Genomic DNA, 17,617 nt, shown 5'->3' on the forward strand with positions numbered 1-17,617 from the left:
TAGGTAACGCACAATAAATTTATGAAGCTATCTCAAATTTAGCCATACCAATATCAGTGAACTTATTGAGCAAATAGCATTTAACAAGTAGTTCCTTCTCTCTATTTGTCTCAGATTTATTCCTAAAACTAAACCCGAATGTTTGTTTCAGTCGCGAGAAAAAACTTTCTATATAAGATCTTTTTCCATAACTCATCTCTTTTTTCCACTTCTTTATACCATCTTCATCATATGACTTTATGAGCTTGACTGCAGAATTTCTCTCAGCCATATAGTCTAACTTTGGATGCTCTGCTGCGTTGTTTTTCGGAGGAATTTTCGTTTTTATACCATATTGATTACACAGCTTATAGAGCTTTTCTCTGTCATATGCCCTATCTGCATATAGTACTTTTATGACATACTGAAAATCGACTTCTTTTAGCAAATCACAAGCTCCATAGTGATCAGCCGTTACTGTATTTTACAGCTATGGCTTTTTTGCTGTTTGTATTCAACATTACATGCAATTTTCTTGTCTGTTCATAGCTGCGATACTTTCTATCTTCGCTATTTTCTTTGCTATGACCAGGAGTGTTGTTGTATATACTAATTCCTGTACTGTCTATAGCAATTTCGATATCTTCCATATTATTTTCTGCAATCATTGATCTTAATATTGAGTTTCTTAAACCTTCTTGATGATTGTGAATAGCTGATAACTTGCAAATTTTTCCCAATTTGCTCAAGGTATCCTGCTATAAACCCAACTGTTTGCCTCAGGCCTATTCTAAATAAACAAGTTATTATGTGCACCAAAATTACAACTTTATCGCTATAAATATTGTTGCCACCTGGTATTTTTGGACCATTCTCGTACCACTTTTCTATGGCTTCGTTGATATAATGAAAAATATTTCCTCTTTTTTCTAGAAATTTGTTATATTCGCTATGGTTACTGACCCTCATTTTTTGTGGCATATTTTTTCTTTCAAGGTTAAATGGCTATTTTATAATGAATTTTGTCAGTAGCCACCAGATTTTTTCAGTTGCTATGCAACAAAGCCATCCCAGTGTCAAGCACTGGGATGACATCGTAGGGGTGCTGGCCTGATAACCGTCATCCCGCTACTTGTTAGCGGGATCTAGAGATACCGCGAATGAATCGCAGTATGACGGTTCGCGGCGGCATGACGATAAGGTTTATACCTTGTCATCCCAGTGCTTGACACCGAGATTGATTTATCTTGTCTACCTTATTTTGCCACTCCGCTGAACGGATACCATATTATGCAGGTTTAGAATTATGCTTTATTCTTACGTTTATGTCTTGGCCCAATACAATCAATAAGTTAAGCAAGTATTCTAAGGAGAACCCTTCGATTTTTGACCTATTGATTTGAGATACTTTAGGTTGATCAATCTTTAGAGCGTTTGCTGCTTTTTTCTGTGTTGTGTACTTCTTACTTATTAATTGTGCAATGACCTTTATTAATTTCAGTTTTGTATCTTTCACATCCCCCAACTCTACTATTATAGGATAACTTAATTGTAAATTTTGCATAATAATAAAGTTCCTTATAAAAAAATTACTTTAGTTTTTCTTCTTTAAATAACACATGCCTTCTGACTACTGGGTCATACTTCCTAAACTCCAGTTTTTTGGTGAGCTTTTTTGGATTACGCTTTTTTACATAAAAATAGCCAGTTGATTTTTCTTCACCAGTTTTTGTTATCTTGATTGCAGTGCTGACTAACTTAACGAGCAAAGAAGCATTTTTTTTCGCCATACTTATAATGATATAATAAATTCTATGCGAGTTTATTACGCAAAATACTAAAAGTCAATCGAATAATGCAGATTGCAAAATCCTTGACAATCAACAGTGCATTAAGTAGCATAAAGTTAACTTCAGAATAAAAAGCAAACGGTAAATAAGTGACAAATAGTGGTAAAAGGGTATTATTGATAGAAAATTCTATCTGTTCTAATGAGGTAAGAGTTGCCTTGTCAATTAATAACAAGGTTGTAGAATTTGAACAAGAATTCAAGGAAAAAAAACAATTAAGAGGTAATATATACGTTGCTTATATAAAGCGTATAGAGCCTTCTTTGCAAGCCGTATTTATTGAATATGGGAAAAATAAGCAAGGTTTTTTGTCTTTTTCCGAGATATCTCTAGATTACTTCAACATTCCAGAAAAAGAAAAGGAAACTATCTTTGAGGGCTACTCAAATGACGATTGTATAGAAGAAGCCTCAGCAAATGTTTCTTCAGATTCTGCAGCTAGTAAGAATGTCAACGGATCAGGTAGTGGTCTTGTAAGAGAGGTACCTTTATATAAAAAATACAAATTACAAGATGTTATTTCAGTAAATCAAAAAGTATTGGTCCAGCTAACTAAAGAGGAACGAGGCAATAAAGGAGCTTCATTTACAACATACATAACTTTAGTGGGTAGATACTGTGTTTTCATGCCAAATTCCATGAGCAAAGGTGGAGTGTCCCGCAGAATTGAAGATGCTAATGTCAGAAAGCAGTTAAAGGAGATACTGAGTTCAATAAACTTGCCAAAAAGATCAGGTTTAATAGTAAGAACTGTTGGTTCAGGAAAAAATAAGAAAGAAATTGAGCAGGATTACAATTACTTATCCTCATTATGGCAGAGCATTCAAAAAAATGCCTTCTCTGTAAACGTTCCATCATTAATTTACAATGAAGCAGATGTAATTATGAGATCTGTTCGTGATTTTTGTAGCGATGGTATAGAAGTTATAGTGTCTGGAAAGGAAGCTTTTGAGGCAGTTAGGCAATATGCTAACAATGCACTAAAAGGTAGTAAGTTGCGCTATAGATTGTATAGAGGTTATGCTCCGATCTTTACTTACTACGGAATCGAAGATCAAATTTCTGAGTTATATAGCAATAGAGTAGAATTGCCATCTGGTGGGTCTTTGATAATAACTTTAACTGAGGCGTTTGTTTCAATAGACGTAAATTCAGGAAAGATGACAGGAGAAGATAGCATAGAAGAAACAGCTTATAGAACCAACATGGAAGCAGTACCTGAAATATCAAGACAGGTGAATCTTAGGGGCCTATCAGGATTAATAGTAGTCGATTTTATTGATATGTTGAAATATCAGTATTGCAGAGCTGTTGAGTCTGCTATAAAGCAAGCGTTTAAAGATGATAAAGCTAAAGTTCAATTTAGCTACATAAATGACTTTGGTTTAATGGTATTTTCAAGACAAAGAATTAAACCAAACATACAAGAAATTAATACTACAGAGTGTTTACACTGCAAAGGTACTGGAAGAGTAAAATCAAACGAAGTAATTGTTTCATCAATACTAAGGGATTTACAACATATTGCTAACAAGAATCGAAATAAGTCTTTTGATTTAGTAGCACACAGTGCAGTTATAGCGCACATTTTTAATAACAAACGCAATACAGTTTCTACAATCGAAAAAGAGTTTAATATTACATTGAACGTTAGTATTGATAACAGTTTAGATGTAAATACATTTGTTTTAAAACAAGGAGATGATGTTAATTTAAACGGTTATAAGCCATTACAGAACTCTGGATACCAAATTGGGGATAGCAGCAATGAAGAAGCTGATAATTCAAATAAACTACGAGGCAATTTTTGGCTGACTAAGTGGCTTTCGCGCCTTTTAAGTTCTAATAACTAATTAGAAACCTAAATTGGGCTTGTAATTAATGAGCCCTATACTTATATATTCTTATATCAGATAATATTTACAATGGGGTACTCATTATGGGAAGAGCAATAGGCATAGATCTCGGAACAACAAATTCTTGTGTTGCAATAATGCAGGGCAAGGATACAAAGGTAATAGAAAATAAAGAAGGGGCAAGAACTACTCCATCTATAGTTGCATTAACTTCTTCAGGAGAAAGGTTGATTGGTGCTCCAGCAAAAAGGCAAGCAACCACCAATGCAAGTAATACCTTTTTTGCTACTAAGAGATTAATAGGCCGTCAATATAGTGATCCTGAGATGAAAAATCTAAGTGTACCATACAAAGTATTTGCAGCAAAAAGTGGTGATGCATGGGTTAAAACAACTGATAATAAAGAATATTCTCCTAGTCAAATTGGTGCATTTATACTACAAAACATGAAAGAGGCAGCAGAAGCTTATCTTGGAGAGGAAGTAAAAGATGCTGTGATAACAGTGCCAGCATACTTCAACGACTCTCAACGTCAAGCAACAAAAGATGCAGGAAAAATTGCCGGATTAAATGTACTCAGAATAGTAAATGAACCGACTGCTGCAGCACTTGCTTATGGTCTTGATAAGAAACATGGGCACACAATAGTAGTATATGACCTTGGTGGTGGTACATTTGACGTTTCAATACTTGAAATAGGTGATGGAGTTTTCGAAGTGAAAGCAACAAACGGTGATACCCATCTTGGAGGTGAAGACTTTGATAATGGAGTAGTGAGTTATTTACTAGATGAATTCAAGAAAAGTAATGGCATTGATTTGAAAAATGATCCAATGGCTATGCAAAGAATCAAAGAAGCTGCTGAAAAAGCGAAAATTGAATTATCAAGTGCAATGGAAACGGAAATAAATCTACCGTTTATTACAGCTGATGCAAGTGGTCCAAAACACTTAAATATGAAATTAACGAGAGCAAAACTTGAAAGCTTAGTGAATGATTTAATCGAAAGAACTATGGCTCCTTGTAAAAAAGCTCTTGAGGATGCTGGTTTATCTGCTAGTCAAATTGGCGAAGTGGTTCTTGTTGGTGGCATGACTCGTATGCCAAAAGTCATAGAGAAAGTTAAAGAATTCTTTGGCAAAGATCCACATAGAGGAGTTAACCCTGATGAAGTTGTAGCAATTGGAGCTGCAATACAGGCGGGGATCATTCAAGGTGATGTAAGAGATGTGTTACTACTTGATGTGACCCCACTTTCTCTTGGTATTGAAACTCTAGGAGGAGTATTCACTCCACTTATTGAGCGTAATACTACAATTCCTACTAAAAAATCTCAGGTGTTTTCAACTGCAGAAGATAACCAAACAGCTGTTACAATTAAGGTGCATCAGGGTGAAAGAAAACTGGCAGTTGATAATAAGCTACTCGGTCAGTTTAGTTTGGAAGGGATACCTCCTGCTCCGCGCGGAAGGCCACAAATTGAAGTGACATTTGATATAGATGCAAATGGAATAGCACACGTTTCTGCAAAAGATAAAGCTACTGGAAAAGAGCAAAAAATACGCATTCAATCTTCAGGTGGTTTATCTGATGATGAAATAAATCGCATGGTAAAAGAAGCTGAAGAAAAAGCGCAAGAAGATGAAAAGCGCAAAAAGTTTATTGAAGTGAAGAATCAAGCGGATAGCTTAGTCCATTCTACAGAAAAGTCTCTGACAGAGTATGGTGATAAAGTTTCACCAGAAGATAGATCTGCTATTGAAAATGCAGTTAACGAATTAAAAGAAGTTAGTAAATCTGATAACATTGATGACGCTGATTCAATACAGCAGAAAGTCACTAATCTTTCTCAATTATCTATGAAACTTGGAGAAGCTATGTATCAAGCATCTCAACAAAATAGTGCTGAAAATGGCTTTTCATCAGAAGGAAATCCAAATGATAAAGAGGAAAAAGTAGTAGATTCTGATTATCAAGACATAGATAATAAAGAAGAGAATAAGTAATTGCGATTGTCATCCAAGTAGCTGATACTAGGATGACAAGAGGAGCATATTGTTGCTTAAAGAAACCATTATGGATATTATTAAAACAATAGAAGAAAAGATACGCGATTCGATAGATGTAATTGATATCAACATTATCGATGAATCAGCAAAGCATGCTGATCATTATTTTGCTTCATCTTCAACATTACCTTCGCACATTAAATTAATATTAATATCTGACGGCTTTATTGGAATGAGCGTTCTAAAAAGACACAAGTTGATTTATGAGTTATTGAAGGGTGAGATAGAGCTAATACATGCAATTTCTCTTCACTTGTATACGCAAGATGAGTACAATTTAAAAAATAAATAATAAAAATGTGAAGGAAGAGTCTATATTAGTTAAAGCAGGAAGAAAATTTAATGACTATAAAGGTTCCATGAACCCGCCAGTTTATCATTCTTCTACCATATTATTCCCTACTTACAAGGACTACTTAAATGCAGCAAATGGAGAAAGTATATACGATGTAATCAACGATGGTGTTGCAAGGGATTATAGCTACAGTAATGTTGGTACTCCTACTGTTCATTATCTTTCAAATGCACTGGCTGAAATTGAAGGGAGTGGACAAGCGCTTATTTATCCTTCCGGACTATTTGCACTTACTTTTGCTATTCTAACTTTCGCTAAAGCAGGCTCGCACGTTTTAATTCAAGATAATAGTTATTATAGGCTTAGGAGGTTTGCAGAAAATGAGCTACCAAAAAGAGGAACAGAAGTAACTTTTTATGATCCAACACAGGATATAACTGATTTAATTCAGAGTAATACTTCATTGATAATGATCGAGACTCCTGGTTCTGTAACGTTTGAGATTTCGAATATAGAGCATATAGTAAAAGTTGCTAAGGAACATAAAATTGTGACCGTTTGTGACAATTCATGGGCCACTCCTTTGTTATTTAAGCCGCTTGATTATGGAGTTGATGTTGCACTATATGCGGTGACAAAGTATCTAGCCGGTCACTCAGATTTAGTGATGGGAGCTATGGTTGCTGAAGGTGAAACTTTTAAATTGCTTTATGAGAGCCATAAAAATTATGGGGTAACCATTCAATCGCACGACTGCTACCTTGCACATAGGGGACTAAGAACACTGCACACACGTATAAAAAGGCACCAAAATACAGCAATGGAAGTGGCAAAGTGGCTAGAAAAACATTTAAAAATCAAAAAAGTTTTGTACCCAGCACTTCCCTCCCATCCTCAACACGAATTATGGAAAAGTTACTTCAAAGGAGCAAGTAGCGTATTCAGTATAATACTGGATAGAGAATATTCATGTGAAGAACTAAGCTGCATGGTTGATCATATGAAAATTTTTAGTATTGGTGCTTCTTGGGGAGGGTGCGACAGTTTGATATTACCAATAGATCGTAGATCTATGTCAAGATCTGTAATGAATTCAGATTATGGTGGAAGTTTCATGCGGATATTTTGTGGACTAGAAGATTCTGAGGATTTGATCTCTGATTTAAATGCTGCACTAGCAAGACTGCCATGTTTGAATATCAAAGCTGGCAGATGAAACTGAGAGAATTACTGCATAACATTATTGATGTTAACTTTGATATTGAAATCAAGGGCGTTACATGTAATCCCAAGAGAGTCAAGGAAGGTTATCTTTTTGTTTGTGTGTCAGAAAGGAGTAAAGAATACGCAACATGCGATACTGGAATCCATATCCTTCCTACTGAATCACAGTGTTACGTACACAACTGTGTAGACGTTGTGATACAAGGGGCCAAGAAAGATGTCATCCCAGTGCTTGACTACTTGGATCGAGAAAATTTAATTGCAAATGAGCACACTAGGCAATTGTATAATAGAAACTGGATTCCAGTGTCACGCACTGGAATGACAGATACTTCGAGCTTTGCAGTGCTTGAACACCCAAACCCTCAAGAAATATACAGCGAAATAGTCAGCAGGTTTTATCAATTCAAACAGCCCAAATATGTTGCGGCTGTAACTGGTACAAATGGTAAAACTTCAGTAGTAGAATTTTGTCGCCAGATCTGGCAAAACTCTGGCTACAATGCTGCGTCTATTGGAACACTTGGAACATGCATCAATAATGGCAGAAAAGGTAATAGCAACAGCCTTACCACTCCAGGTGCAGAAGACCTTTACGCAACATTGCGTGGTATAAGTGTAGAACACTTAGTGTTGGAATCATCAAGTCATGGGATTGATCAATACAGAATCCATGGATTAAAGTTGAGTGCTGCAGCTTTTACTAATTTCTCGCAAGATCATTTAGATTACCATAAAAATCTTGGTGAATATTTAGAAACTAAAAAAAGGTTATTTTACGAGGTATTACCAGAAGGAAAAACAGCGATTTTAAATGCGGATATAGATGAATACTGCGCATTGCTTAAAATAGCTGAAAAACGCAGCAATAAAATTATCACCTATGGAAAAACAGGCTCTGATATTACTTTATTAGAGCAAACACCAACCCCTAATGGTCAACATCTTACAGTAAAAGTTGATAACCAAATTTACAATACATTTTTCCCAGTTTTAGGAAAATTTCAAGCATATAATCTGCTATGTGCAATTGGTATATCTGGATTAAATTACAGAGAAATATGTGTGGATAAACTCATTTTCCCGTCAGGAAGAATGGAGAAAGTGAAACCTTTTGCATTCGTGGATTACGCTCATACTCCAAGTGCGCTTAAACAAGCCCTATTGTCTTTAAAATGGCATATCAACAAAAAAATAATTCTAGTTTTTGGATGCGGTGGAAATCGCGATCAGACGAAACGTTCAGAAATGGGCAAAATAGCACAAATGTATGCAGATAAAGTAATAATTACAGATGATAATTCGCGTGATGAAGATCCGGCAAAAATTCGCCATGATATTTTGCTACATTGCCCTGATGCACTGGAGATAGGAGGTAGGAGAGAAGCTATAGAGAAAGGCGTAGATATTGCCTATAACGAGGGTATGATTCTGCTAGTTGCAGGAAAGGGAAATGAGAAATTTCAAATTATAGGCAACCAAACTTTTGAATTTAGCGATGTTGAGGTTATTAAAAATCATGCCTTAACATACTGATTTTCGCAATGGGCTTACCTCCGCTAATGTGCGAATATTGAAGCAAAAGTGATGTCATCCCAGTGCTTGACACTGGGATGGCTTTGTTGCATAGCAACTGAAAAAATCTGGTGGCTACTGACAAAATTCATTATAAAATAGCCATTTAACCTTGAAAGAAAAAATATGCCACAAAAAATGAGGGTCAGTAACCATAGCGAATATAACAAATTTCTAGAAAAAAGAGGAAATATTTTTCATTATATCAACGAAGCCATAGAAAAGTGGTACGAGAATGGTCCAAAAATACCAGGTGGCAACAATATTTATAGCGATAAAGTTGTAATTTTGGTGCACATAATAACTTGTTTATTTAGAATAGGCCTGAGGCAAACAGTTGGGTTTATAGCAGGATACCTTGAGCAAATTGGGAAAAATTTGCAAGTTATCAGCTATTCACAATCATCAAGAAGGTTTAAGAAACTCAATATTAAGATCAATGATTGCAGAAAATAATATGGAAGATATCGAAATTGCTATAGACAGTACAGGAATTAGTATATACAACAACACTCCTGGTCATAGCAAAGAAAATAGCGAAGATAGAAAGTATCGCAGCTATGAACAGACAAGAAAATTGCATGTAATGTTGAATACAAACAGCAAAAAAGCCATAGCTGTAAAATACAGTAACGGCTGATCACTATGGAGCTTGTGATTTGCTAAAAGAAGTCGATTTTCAGTATGTCATAAAAGTATAGCTCTTTCCATAAAAGTCCGGATGTGATAGGATAAGGGTAGATGATGATAAGGAGGTTGAATGCCAGCAGCATATAGTTATGATTTAAGAAAAAAAGCAATGGAAGCGCTAGACGAAGGAGAAAGCAGAGAAACAGTGGCAGCAAGATTTAAGATTGGACGAACTACTTTATGGGAGTGGCAGCAAAGAAGAAAAGAAACAGGAGACTTTCAATCAAAAAAACTTGGAAATGGGGGTTACAATCACAAAATTACCGACTGGGATACCTTTGCCAAATTTGCCAGAGAACACGGAGGAAAGACTCTATCGGAAATGGCTAAACTTTGGAACAACGTTAGTATCCAAACGATCTATCGAGCCCTTAAAAAAATTGGATTTACGCGCAAAAAAAGACATATGGATACAAGGAAAGAAACGAAGAAAAACGTGCTGAATTTTTGAAAATTATAGCGACAAAAGAACCTAAAAACTTAGTGTATATAGATGAGTCTGGCATTGATAACACCGAAGACTACCCCTACGGATATTGCCAGAAAGGACAGCGGTTTTATGCCTTAAAATCTGGAAAGAAAACTCAACGAATCAGTATGGTTGCAGCCTTAAGTGGAAGAAAGATAGTTGTTCCGTTAACCTTTGAAGGCCACTGTAATATGGATGTTTTTAATGGATGGTTTGAGCAATTTTTGACACCGATCTTGGAACCTGGACAGACTGTCATTCTTGACAATGCTACTTTTCATAAGTCTGATAAGATTATCGAGCTTGCTAAAGGGGTTGGTGCAGAAATTTTGTATCTGCCGCCTTATTCTCCAGATTTCAACAAAATTGAGCATCATTGGTTTGCTATAAAAAACAGAGCCAGGAAAAACATTCCTCTATTCGAATCCTTTCGTCGTGCTGTTGATTCTGCCTTCCTATGACCTGTTCGGACTATTATGAGAAATGCTATACTATATGCAGATAGGGCATATGACAGAGAAAAGCTCTATAAGCTGTGTAATCAATATGGTATAAAAACGAAAATTCCTCCGAAAAACAACGCAGCAGAGCATCCAAAGTTAGACTATATGGCTGAGAGAAATTCTGCAGTCAAGCTCATAAAGTCATATGATGAAGATGGTATAAAGAAGTGGAAAAAAGAGATGAGTTATGGAAAAAGATCTTATATAGAAAGTTTTTTCTCGCGACTGAAACAAACATTCGGGTTTAGTTTTAGGAATAAATCTGAGACAAATAGAGAGAAGGAACTACTTGTTAAATGCTATTTGCTCAATAAGTTCACTGATATTGGTATGGCTAAATTTGAGATAGCTTCATAAATTTATTGTGCGTTACCTACTATCCGAAGAGCGATGCAACAAAGCCATCCCAGTGTCAAGCACTGGGATGACACCCTCCTTGGCAAACAATGTTCGTACAGCTATGTGCGTGACGCTGGCGCTGGAATCTAGAAAAAAATAGATCCAAGTAGTCAAGCTACTTGGATGATACTGACTGCTAATTTTTTATGCAAGAGGTCCAATCATTCACCGTTCTTGCAAGTGATAGCACTCTCACTTCTTTTGCACCGGAGTTTAAAATTTCCTGAGAGCAAGATCTTACAGTTGCTCCGGTTGTTACCACATCGTCAACTAATATCACGATTTTATTTTCGATAATTTCTTTGTTGCTTATACTAAAAGCCTTCTTTAAATTTTTTTCACGCTGTTTAAGTGAAAGACCAGCTTGAGGCGCAGTATGGCGAAGGCGTTTTATTGCAAATGGCGTATAGGATAAATTGGACAACTTACTCAATTCTTTTGCAAGCAGTGCTGCTTGATTATATTTACGTTTAAACAAGCGCATTTTATGTAACGGTATAGGAATTATGATCTCTGCGTTCTGAAATGTATCCTGATTAGCTTGGTGTATCCACTTTGCATAGATTTTTACGTAATTCAAATTATCAAAAAATTTGAAATTTATAATCATGTTTCTACTATGTTGATCATAAGCAAAAACTGATCTTAATACTTTAAACGGTGGAGGATTGATGATGCACTTACCACACGTATAAATATTGTCTGAGATTACTACGCCACAAACATTGCAGTAATGCTTAGTTAGAAAATTGATTTTTTTGTTGCATTCACTACACAGATTAAGATTTTCATCAATGATACATTCGCAACTTACGCATACGCTTGGAAATATGAGATTTGTAGCTTTTTTTAGTAAGAGAAGGTTCACAACTCATTAAATATATTATAAAATAATTTATATAGTATAGCTAAAGTAACTTAAGCTTACACTCTTTCACTTTTTATTCCATTTCAATATAGTTCATGCTGCTGAAAAGCAGAACTTATAACTCAGTTTGTGGTATACCATTGACTGAAGTAGTCTTTGAATTATCCTTAGATAAAAATTGATGTTTTTCTGGCTTCTGTACTTCACTCAACTTACTTTGCACTTTGTCACAAGCCCACACAAGTGGCGTTATGATTGACGCGGCAGCCCAAATGATAGCAGCGCAAGCATAACTTACAATCTTGTTAAATACTCTAGCTACTGCATTAGCACAATCTTGCCCCATTTCTAAAAATATGTTTGAATAATTAACGAATGATTTTGTATCCGTTTTAAAACAATAGTCCCCTGTTATTTTTGACAATAACTTGACTGGAAAGTATGACAAACATACGCGTCAAGTTAAGAGATTGTGAGCAAATTTAGAGAGGTTAAAGTGGATACTCTAGCCCTTCTACGTTTGTCTTTTAATGAAAATCGCGACCAAGTTATAGTGAGTTTTTTAAGAAATACTTTTAAACTATTAATCTTGGTTAATACTAAAAATAACTCTCTAACCCGTCTTTTTAGCTCAATAAATGCCTTTGTTAAGCTAAGTTCTGTATTCTTTTTCACTTCTGTGCAACCAACTATGCCGTGAAATATAAGAATTGCGCACAATTTAGCATATAGTTCACATAATACTCTGCATGGCTTTCCTTTTAGCTTATCAAGTCTGATATGGCTTTTATACAATTTAAATAATAACTCAATTTGCCACCTTACTCTGTAAATCGTTAATACTTGCTCAGCACTAATTTTATTTTCTGGAACATTAGTTATAAATATTGACCAGTTCAACAATTTTTGATTTCTTTTAGAGGATGTATATCCCTGCGATCTTGCTAATCTATTAGCTTTCCTTCTTCTGGCTATAGACTGTTCTTCAGTTAGTTTCTGACATATAATTCTTACTCTAATTTTTGCTTCTTTTCCTAACAATACCTCGTTTTCTAAAAATAACTTATCCTCTAAACATTCTAATAACTCCATTTTTTGATTTGTTTCTACATCATATACGTTGGTATCGGATTTATAACGACTTATGAAATAAGCTCCTATTTCATTGATTTGTTTAAAAGAACTTGGCACAAAATAACCGAGATCAGATATTAGCAAATCATTGCTTGATATATTACTTAAATGTTTCCTATATCCCTGGTCTGATCTTATTCCCTCCGTTAAATTAAGTTGGTCTATTATCTGATTCATGTAATCGAAAACTAATTGTAACTTTATTCCAGACTTAGTATTGCTTTCATAGCCACTGTAGCTAGTACCATAACCTTTATACATCTCTTCCATACTGTTAGGTAGAGTAATATAGCTACTGTCCAATAATTTAACACTATTAAATTGCTGTAAGATTTTGCAATCAACTTGCAAGATATTTTTAAAGAGAACCACAGATTCATTATACATCCTTTTCATAAATTCCACTGCTTCTTCAGTAAATCTAAAATCCAAACCTTGTTTTGTTATATCTATCGAGTCCTCGTTTAGTAATTGACACATTGTTTCTACGCTACAATTATCAACTCCTATATTACCCAAGACCATGGCTTTTACGAATGATGAACCTTTTAGCTTTCTCTTTCTTTTTATAAACCTTGTTGTAATTGAGATTTTCTCTGCTTTTTCATTAAAAAATTCTTTGAGCTTTTTTGATAAGCAAGTTATTTTATTCATTGGTTCTCTCACTAAAAGTATATCTGGGAGAACTTATACCTTATTATTCTATCTCTTTCATACCTTTATTTCCTTAACTTGACGCGTATGTATGACAAACATGCCACTATCAAAAATAAAGGTTGCAATATTATGTTGGCTGCTAAAACAGCACCCAATGTACACAATGAATACACTCCCTCTGCTCTGTGGCCCACGTATTCACATTTATCATTATCTTGATAATACTTGTTATAATTGTCTTTACTCTCAGCTCCACAAATTACATCTTTCACAGGTCCTAGCACATTATCAACGTAACGTACAGATTTATAGAAACTATTTTCTGGAACTAGTGTGTTATCTTCTGCTTTCTTAGCAGGTACAACTCCATATTCAACGTACCTTCTAAAGTATCGATATACTGACATTCTTATCTCCAAATCATAAATATGCAACCTAGCCTAATATAATTAAGAAATAGTTTATAATAAATACGTTTTAAGATACCTGCCTGTAACACTTTCTGGAATTTTTACCACTTCTTCTGGAGTTCCAGTAGCAATCACTTCTCCGCCTTTTATTCCGCCCTCTGGTCCGATGTCTATTATATAATCTGCAGTTTTTATAACGTGCAAATTGTGCTCGATAACTATAACAGTGTTTCCCAAATCGACTAATCTATGGAGTATTTTTAGTAAGTTATTTATGTCTTCAAAGTGTAATCCAGTTGTTGGCTCATCAAGAATATACAATGTTCTTCCGGTAAATCGTTTTGATAGCTCTTTGGACAGCTTTATTCGTTGTGCTTCACCCCCAGACAACGTTGTTGACGACTGTCCGAGTTTTATATAGCCAAGCCCCACTTCCTGCAAAGAAATCAACTTTTCTTTTACCATTGGAAGGTTTTCAAAAAAATCACAAGCTTGATCTATCGTCATATCAAGGACATCAGAGATTGATTTTTCTTTATAAGTAACTTCCAATGTTTCCCGATTATACCTTCGCCCTTTACACTGCTCACACTTCACATAAACGTCCGGTAGAAAATGCATCTCTATCTTTAAGTGCCCATCACCTTTACAAGCCTCACACCTTCCCCCTCTGGTATTAAATGAAAACCGGCCTATATTATATCCCCTTGCTTTTGACTCCGAAAGACCTGCAAACCAATTTCTTATATGAGTGAACATACCAACATATGTTGCTGGATTTGACGCAGGAGTTCTACCAATTGGCGACTGATCAACTTCTATAACTTTATCTATATATTCAAGGCCTTCTATTCTATCACACTGACCATACCTTGCAGACGAATGATGTATCTTATGTGCTGAATATTTATATAACGTTTCTATGACTAAACTTGATTTTCCCCCTCCTGATATTCCAGTAACACAAATAAGATTCCCTATAGGAAATTTAACGTTCACATTTTTTAAGTTATTTTCACATGCATTTATTACTTTTATGAACTGAGTTGCTTGCTTTCTTCTCCTTGGAATTAAAATTTTTTTCTCTCCACTCAAATATTGCCCTGTTATGCTCCCCGAATTTCTTTGCACCTGGTCTGGTGTTCCTTCTGCAACAACTTTTCCACCATTTACGCCAGCTCCAGGACCAATATCAATCGCATAATCAGCAGCCATTATTGTATCTTCATCATGCTCAACAACGATTACAGTGTTACCCATGTCTCTTAAGTTTTTTAGTGTGGCAATTAACCGATCATTATCACATTGATGAAGGCCAATCGAGGGTTCATCAAGAACATATAAAACCCCCGTTAATCCTGAGCCAATTTGCGAAGCAAGTCTGATCCTCTGACTCTCGCCGCCAGAGAGAGTGCTAGATTCTCGATCAAGCGTTAGGTAATTCAACCCTACATTCTTTAAAAATGTTAGCCTCTTGATTATTTCACTTAGTATTTTATTTGAGATTTGCTTCTGTTGTTCTGTGAGCTTGTCTGGCAAATTTTCAAACCACTTAAGGGATTCATCGATACTAAGCCCTGATATTTCACCTATATGTTTGCTATCAATTTTTACTGTAAGCGCTTCTTTTCTCAATCTATAGCCAGTGCATTCTCTGCAGTGAGTAACAGAGCAATATCGCTCAACAAGCGTTTCATCATAATCCATCTGGTTTTCTAAGATACTGACCAAACCTTGAAATTTACCGAAGCCAAAGAGTATCATATCTTTTACTTCTTGATCTATGTTCTTCCACGGAACATCAAGGCTAAATTTACAATTTTCAGCCAGTGATAGAATTGCACTTTTTAAAAATCCATAACCTGTGTGCACTTGACGGAACATTGATCCCACTGGCTTTAAAGCGCCTTCAGATATTGAAAGAGTTTCATCTGGCACTATCAGCTTCACATCAATAGCCAGCTTTTTACCAAGCCCATTACACGAACCACATGCACCGTAAGGGCTGTTAAAAGAAAATAATCTTGGTTCTATTTCCTCAAGAGTGAAACCAGACTCGGGGCATGCAAAATTCTCTGAAAAAGTCAGAATTTGACCATTTTTATACTCGGAATTATGGTTGTCAGGTAGGTTTACTATTTCTACATACATTAGACCATTACCAAGTTTTAGTGCGGATTCTATACTACTTGGTAGTCGATTTCCTATATCGTCCAATATTGATATTCTATCTGCAACCACAAAAACGTCGTGTTTCTTGTTCTTATCGAGTTTAGGCAAGTCATCTACATTGTATACTTCACCATCTATTTTGAACCTTACGTAACCTTGTCTTTTAATTTCCAATATCTCTTTGAGATGTTCTCCCTTTCTACCACGCACAACAGGGGCAAGTATATATATTTTAGTTTCTAAAGGTAACGCGATTATAGTATCTACAATTTGAGATACAGTTTGCTTTGTTATCGGTAATCCAGTTGCAGGTGAATAAGGAACTCCTATTCGTGCATACACTAAGCGCAAGTAATCGTAAATTTCGGTAACAGTTCCAACTGTTGACCTTGGATTTTTTGAGATCGATTTCTGGTTGATAGATATTGCAGGAGAGAGACCTGTAATCGACTCAACATCTGGTTTATCCTGAATATTGAGAAATTGACGCGCGTAAGCTGATAGGCTTTCAACGTACCGGCGTTGGCCTTCCGCATAAATTGTATCAAAAGCGAGACTAGACTTGCCAGAACCACTTAGCCCAGTTATAACAACTAGCTTATTTTTCGGTATATTGACGTCTACACCTTGCAGATTATGTTCCCTTGCGCCCTTAACTCTGATAAAATCGTCCATATTATACCATATAGCGTATTAACCATTATAGCCTCAAAATACGTGAATTTATAGTGATATATTGATTTTCTATTGATTTTTTCAACTGTTACGGAAAATTAAGCAGCGTTTGATAAATCGTCATTCCGCTACTTGTTAGCGGCTGAGATACCGCGACGGTATGACGGTTAAGTAGGCCAGTGCCCCTATGATGTCATCCCAGTGTCAAGCACATAGCTGTACGAACGTTGTAGTTTAGGAGCAATTCCCACCAGTGGGCCAGTGCCCAGACACTGGTTCTATGCAACTTAATTAAAAACGTTTGTTTTAGCGTAAGACAACTACCTTTAGCTCATCAGCTCAGTTATAAGCAAAATTTCTGGATTCCAGACTGGAATGACACCATTTGCTGTGCAATTTACCTTCAAAAATGAATGTTCGTACAGCTATGTGTCAAGCACTGGGATGACACCATTCTTTTTTCTGGATTCCAGTGTCTGGGCACTGGAATGACACCCCCCTGATAGGCTCAAATCATAGTGTTTGTACAGTTGTGGGTTTAGGCTACCTATAAATTCTAAACTGTTGTTACGTATTAGGACCACCAAATACACCCCCAGGACCCAAAGTCAGTTTAGCTATATCAGAAAACAGGTTATGTGGAAATCTTAAAATACTTCTTGTTCGCCAAGCAAAATAAATACATTCCTACAAACAAGCAGATGCTCAATACTGACACATAAGAAAACTTAAAAATTAAATCTCTAATGTATATTGATAAGCATTTACCTGCAGAAAATTTGTATAGTAATC

At 35.7% G+C, this 17,617-nt stretch carries 18 protein-coding genes and 1 pseudogene; 9 read left to right on the forward strand and 10 right to left on the reverse strand.

Annotation, left to right across the window (positions count from 1 at the left end; all coding sequences use genetic code 11):
- Positions 1–19 precede the first annotated feature (19 nt).
- The 5 genes from AAGD84_RS00170 to rpmG all read right to left on the reverse strand — a co-directional run bounded on the left by AAGD84_RS00170 (position 20) and on the right by rpmG (position 1,769).
- Positions 20–427, reverse strand: coding sequence for a transposase (locus AAGD84_RS00170; protein ID WP_007548764.1), 408 nt, complete (start codon positions 425–427; stop codon positions 20–22).
- 19 nt (positions 428–446) lie between these two features.
- Entirely contained in the window at positions 447–647 is a 201-nt protein-coding gene (locus AAGD84_RS00175) for a hypothetical protein (RefSeq protein WP_010082383.1), read from the reverse strand.
- Entirely contained in the window at positions 631–960 is a 330-nt protein-coding gene (locus tag AAGD84_RS00180; protein WP_007548762.1) for a transposase, read from the reverse strand. The genes AAGD84_RS00175 and AAGD84_RS00180 overlap by 17 nt, the downstream gene beginning before the upstream one ends.
- 307 nt (positions 961–1,267) lie before the next feature.
- Positions 1,268–1,543, reverse strand: a complete 276-nt coding sequence (locus tag AAGD84_RS00185; protein ID WP_010082632.1) for a helix-turn-helix domain-containing protein — start codon at positions 1,541–1,543, stop codon at positions 1,268–1,270.
- A 25-nt stretch (positions 1,544–1,568) separates the two neighbouring features.
- Entirely contained in the window at positions 1,569–1,769 is a 201-nt protein-coding gene (gene rpmG / locus AAGD84_RS00190) for a 50S ribosomal protein L33 (RefSeq protein WP_010082633.1), read from the reverse strand.
- A 149-nt stretch (positions 1,770–1,918) separates the two neighbouring features.
- On the opposite strand from rpmG, the gene AAGD84_RS00195 reads away from it, so the two are divergent.
- From AAGD84_RS00195 to AAGD84_RS00235, 9 genes and pseudogenes are all read left to right on the forward strand, one after another.
- Positions 1,919–3,682: an Rne/Rng family ribonuclease gene (locus AAGD84_RS00195; protein WP_341818019.1), complete on the forward strand. Its 1,764-nt coding sequence runs from the start codon at positions 1,919–1,921 to the stop codon at positions 3,680–3,682.
- A gap of 86 nt (positions 3,683–3,768) precedes the next feature.
- Positions 3,769–5,691 (forward strand): molecular chaperone DnaK, encoded by a 1,923-nt coding sequence (gene dnaK / locus AAGD84_RS00200; RefSeq protein ID WP_012673300.1) that lies wholly within the window; start codon positions 3,769–3,771, stop codon positions 5,689–5,691.
- Positions 5,692–5,761: 70 nt separating this feature from the next.
- On the forward strand, positions 5,762–6,046 hold the full coding sequence (locus tag AAGD84_RS00205) for a BolA family protein (RefSeq protein ID WP_077188332.1): 285 nt from the start codon (positions 5,762–5,764) through the stop codon (positions 6,044–6,046).
- Between the two features lie 7 nt (positions 6,047–6,053).
- Positions 6,054–7,287: pseudogene (gene metC / locus AAGD84_RS00210) on the forward strand (cystathionine beta-lyase).
- A complete protein-coding gene (locus tag AAGD84_RS00215; RefSeq protein WP_341818020.1) occupies positions 7,262–8,809 on the forward strand; it encodes a UDP-N-acetylmuramoyl-L-alanyl-D-glutamate--2,6-diaminopimelate ligase in 1,548 nt (515 codons plus the stop codon). The pseudogene metC and the gene AAGD84_RS00215 overlap by 26 nt, the downstream one beginning before the upstream one ends.
- A gap of 165 nt (positions 8,810–8,974) precedes the next feature.
- Positions 8,975–9,304 carry a transposase gene (locus AAGD84_RS00220; RefSeq protein WP_007548762.1) on the forward strand — a complete coding sequence of 110 codons (330 nt, stop codon included), beginning with the start codon at positions 8,975–8,977 and terminating at the stop codon, positions 9,302–9,304.
- On the forward strand, positions 9,288–9,488 hold the full coding sequence (locus tag AAGD84_RS00225) for a hypothetical protein (RefSeq protein WP_010082383.1): 201 nt from the start codon (positions 9,288–9,290) through the stop codon (positions 9,486–9,488). The genes AAGD84_RS00220 and AAGD84_RS00225 overlap by 17 nt, the downstream gene beginning before the upstream one ends.
- Before the next feature lie 120 nt (positions 9,489–9,608).
- Positions 9,609–10,468 (forward strand): IS630 family transposase gene (locus tag AAGD84_RS00230; RefSeq protein ID WP_264705388.1). Its coding sequence is split into 2 segments (ribosomal slippage): positions 9,609–9,933 and positions 9,933–10,468, totalling 861 coding nucleotides; the frame shifts between segments, so codons are not numbered across the junction.
- Between the two features lie 15 nt (positions 10,469–10,483).
- A complete protein-coding gene (locus AAGD84_RS00235; protein ID WP_264723034.1) occupies positions 10,484–10,867 on the forward strand; it encodes a transposase in 384 nt (127 codons plus the stop codon).
- 178 nt (positions 10,868–11,045) lie between these two features.
- Here the strand turns inward: AAGD84_RS00235 and AAGD84_RS00240 are convergent, their stop codons facing one another.
- From AAGD84_RS00240 to uvrA, 5 genes are all read right to left on the reverse strand, one after another.
- The gene (locus tag AAGD84_RS00240) at positions 11,046–11,777 is read right to left on the reverse strand and encodes a ComF family protein (protein ID WP_151807656.1); all 732 of its coding nucleotides are present in this window, start codon (positions 11,775–11,777) and stop codon (positions 11,046–11,048) included.
- Positions 11,778–11,892: 115 nt separating this feature from the next.
- Positions 11,893–12,201, reverse strand: coding sequence for a hypothetical protein (locus AAGD84_RS00245; RefSeq protein ID WP_341810039.1), 309 nt, complete (start codon positions 12,199–12,201; stop codon positions 11,893–11,895).
- A gap of 38 nt (positions 12,202–12,239) precedes the next feature.
- Entirely contained in the window at positions 12,240–13,565 is a 1,326-nt protein-coding gene (locus AAGD84_RS00250; RefSeq protein ID WP_341817859.1) for an IS4 family transposase, read from the reverse strand.
- A gap of 65 nt (positions 13,566–13,630) precedes the next feature.
- Positions 13,631–13,975: a hypothetical protein gene (locus tag AAGD84_RS00255; protein ID WP_341818021.1), complete on the reverse strand. Its 345-nt coding sequence runs from the start codon at positions 13,973–13,975 to the stop codon at positions 13,631–13,633.
- Positions 13,976–14,029: 54 nt separating this feature from the next.
- Positions 14,030–16,825 carry an excinuclease ABC subunit UvrA gene (uvrA, locus tag AAGD84_RS00260; RefSeq protein WP_264723016.1) on the reverse strand — a complete coding sequence of 932 codons (2,796 nt, stop codon included), beginning with the start codon at positions 16,823–16,825 and terminating at the stop codon, positions 14,030–14,032.
- Positions 16,826–17,617 lie beyond the last annotated feature (792 nt).

This window comes from Wolbachia endosymbiont (group A) of Andrena fulva, from assembly GCF_964026815.1.
Taxonomy (GTDB): Bacteria; Pseudomonadota; Alphaproteobacteria; order Rickettsiales; family Anaplasmataceae; genus Wolbachia; species Wolbachia pipientis.

Coding starts and splice junctions, on each gene's coding strand:
- AAGD84_RS00175 (WP_010082383.1), bottom strand. CDS start 647: ATGATTGCAGAAAATAATATGGAAGATATCGAAATTGCTATAGACAGT.
- AAGD84_RS00180 (WP_007548762.1), bottom strand. CDS start 960: ATGCCACAAAAAATGAGGGTCAGTAACCATAGCGAATATAACAAATTT.
- AAGD84_RS00185 (WP_010082632.1), bottom strand. CDS start 1,543: ATGCAAAATTTACAATTAAGTTATCCTATAATAGTAGAGTTGGGGGAT.
- rpmG (WP_010082633.1), bottom strand. CDS start 1,769: ATGGCGAAAAAAAATGCTTCTTTGCTCGTTAAGTTAGTCAGCACTGCA.
- dnaK (WP_012673300.1), top strand. CDS start 3,769: ATGGGAAGAGCAATAGGCATAGATCTCGGAACAACAAATTCTTGTGTT.
- AAGD84_RS00205 (WP_077188332.1), top strand. CDS start 5,762: ATGGATATTATTAAAACAATAGAAGAAAAGATACGCGATTCGATAGAT.
- AAGD84_RS00215 (WP_341818020.1), top strand. CDS start 7,262: ATGAAACTGAGAGAATTACTGCATAACATTATTGATGTTAACTTTGAT.
- AAGD84_RS00220 (WP_007548762.1), top strand. CDS start 8,975: ATGCCACAAAAAATGAGGGTCAGTAACCATAGCGAATATAACAAATTT.
- AAGD84_RS00225 (WP_010082383.1), top strand. CDS start 9,288: ATGATTGCAGAAAATAATATGGAAGATATCGAAATTGCTATAGACAGT.
- AAGD84_RS00235 (WP_264723034.1), top strand. CDS start 10,484: ATGAGAAATGCTATACTATATGCAGATAGGGCATATGACAGAGAAAAG.
- AAGD84_RS00250 (WP_341817859.1), bottom strand. CDS start 13,565: ATGAATAAAATAACTTGCTTATCAAAAAAGCTCAAAGAATTTTTTAAT.
- AAGD84_RS00255 (WP_341818021.1), bottom strand. CDS start 13,975: ATGTCAGTATATCGATACTTTAGAAGGTACGTTGAATATGGAGTTGTA.
- uvrA (WP_264723016.1), bottom strand. CDS start 16,825: ATGGACGATTTTATCAGAGTTAAGGGCGCAAGGGAACATAATCTGCAA.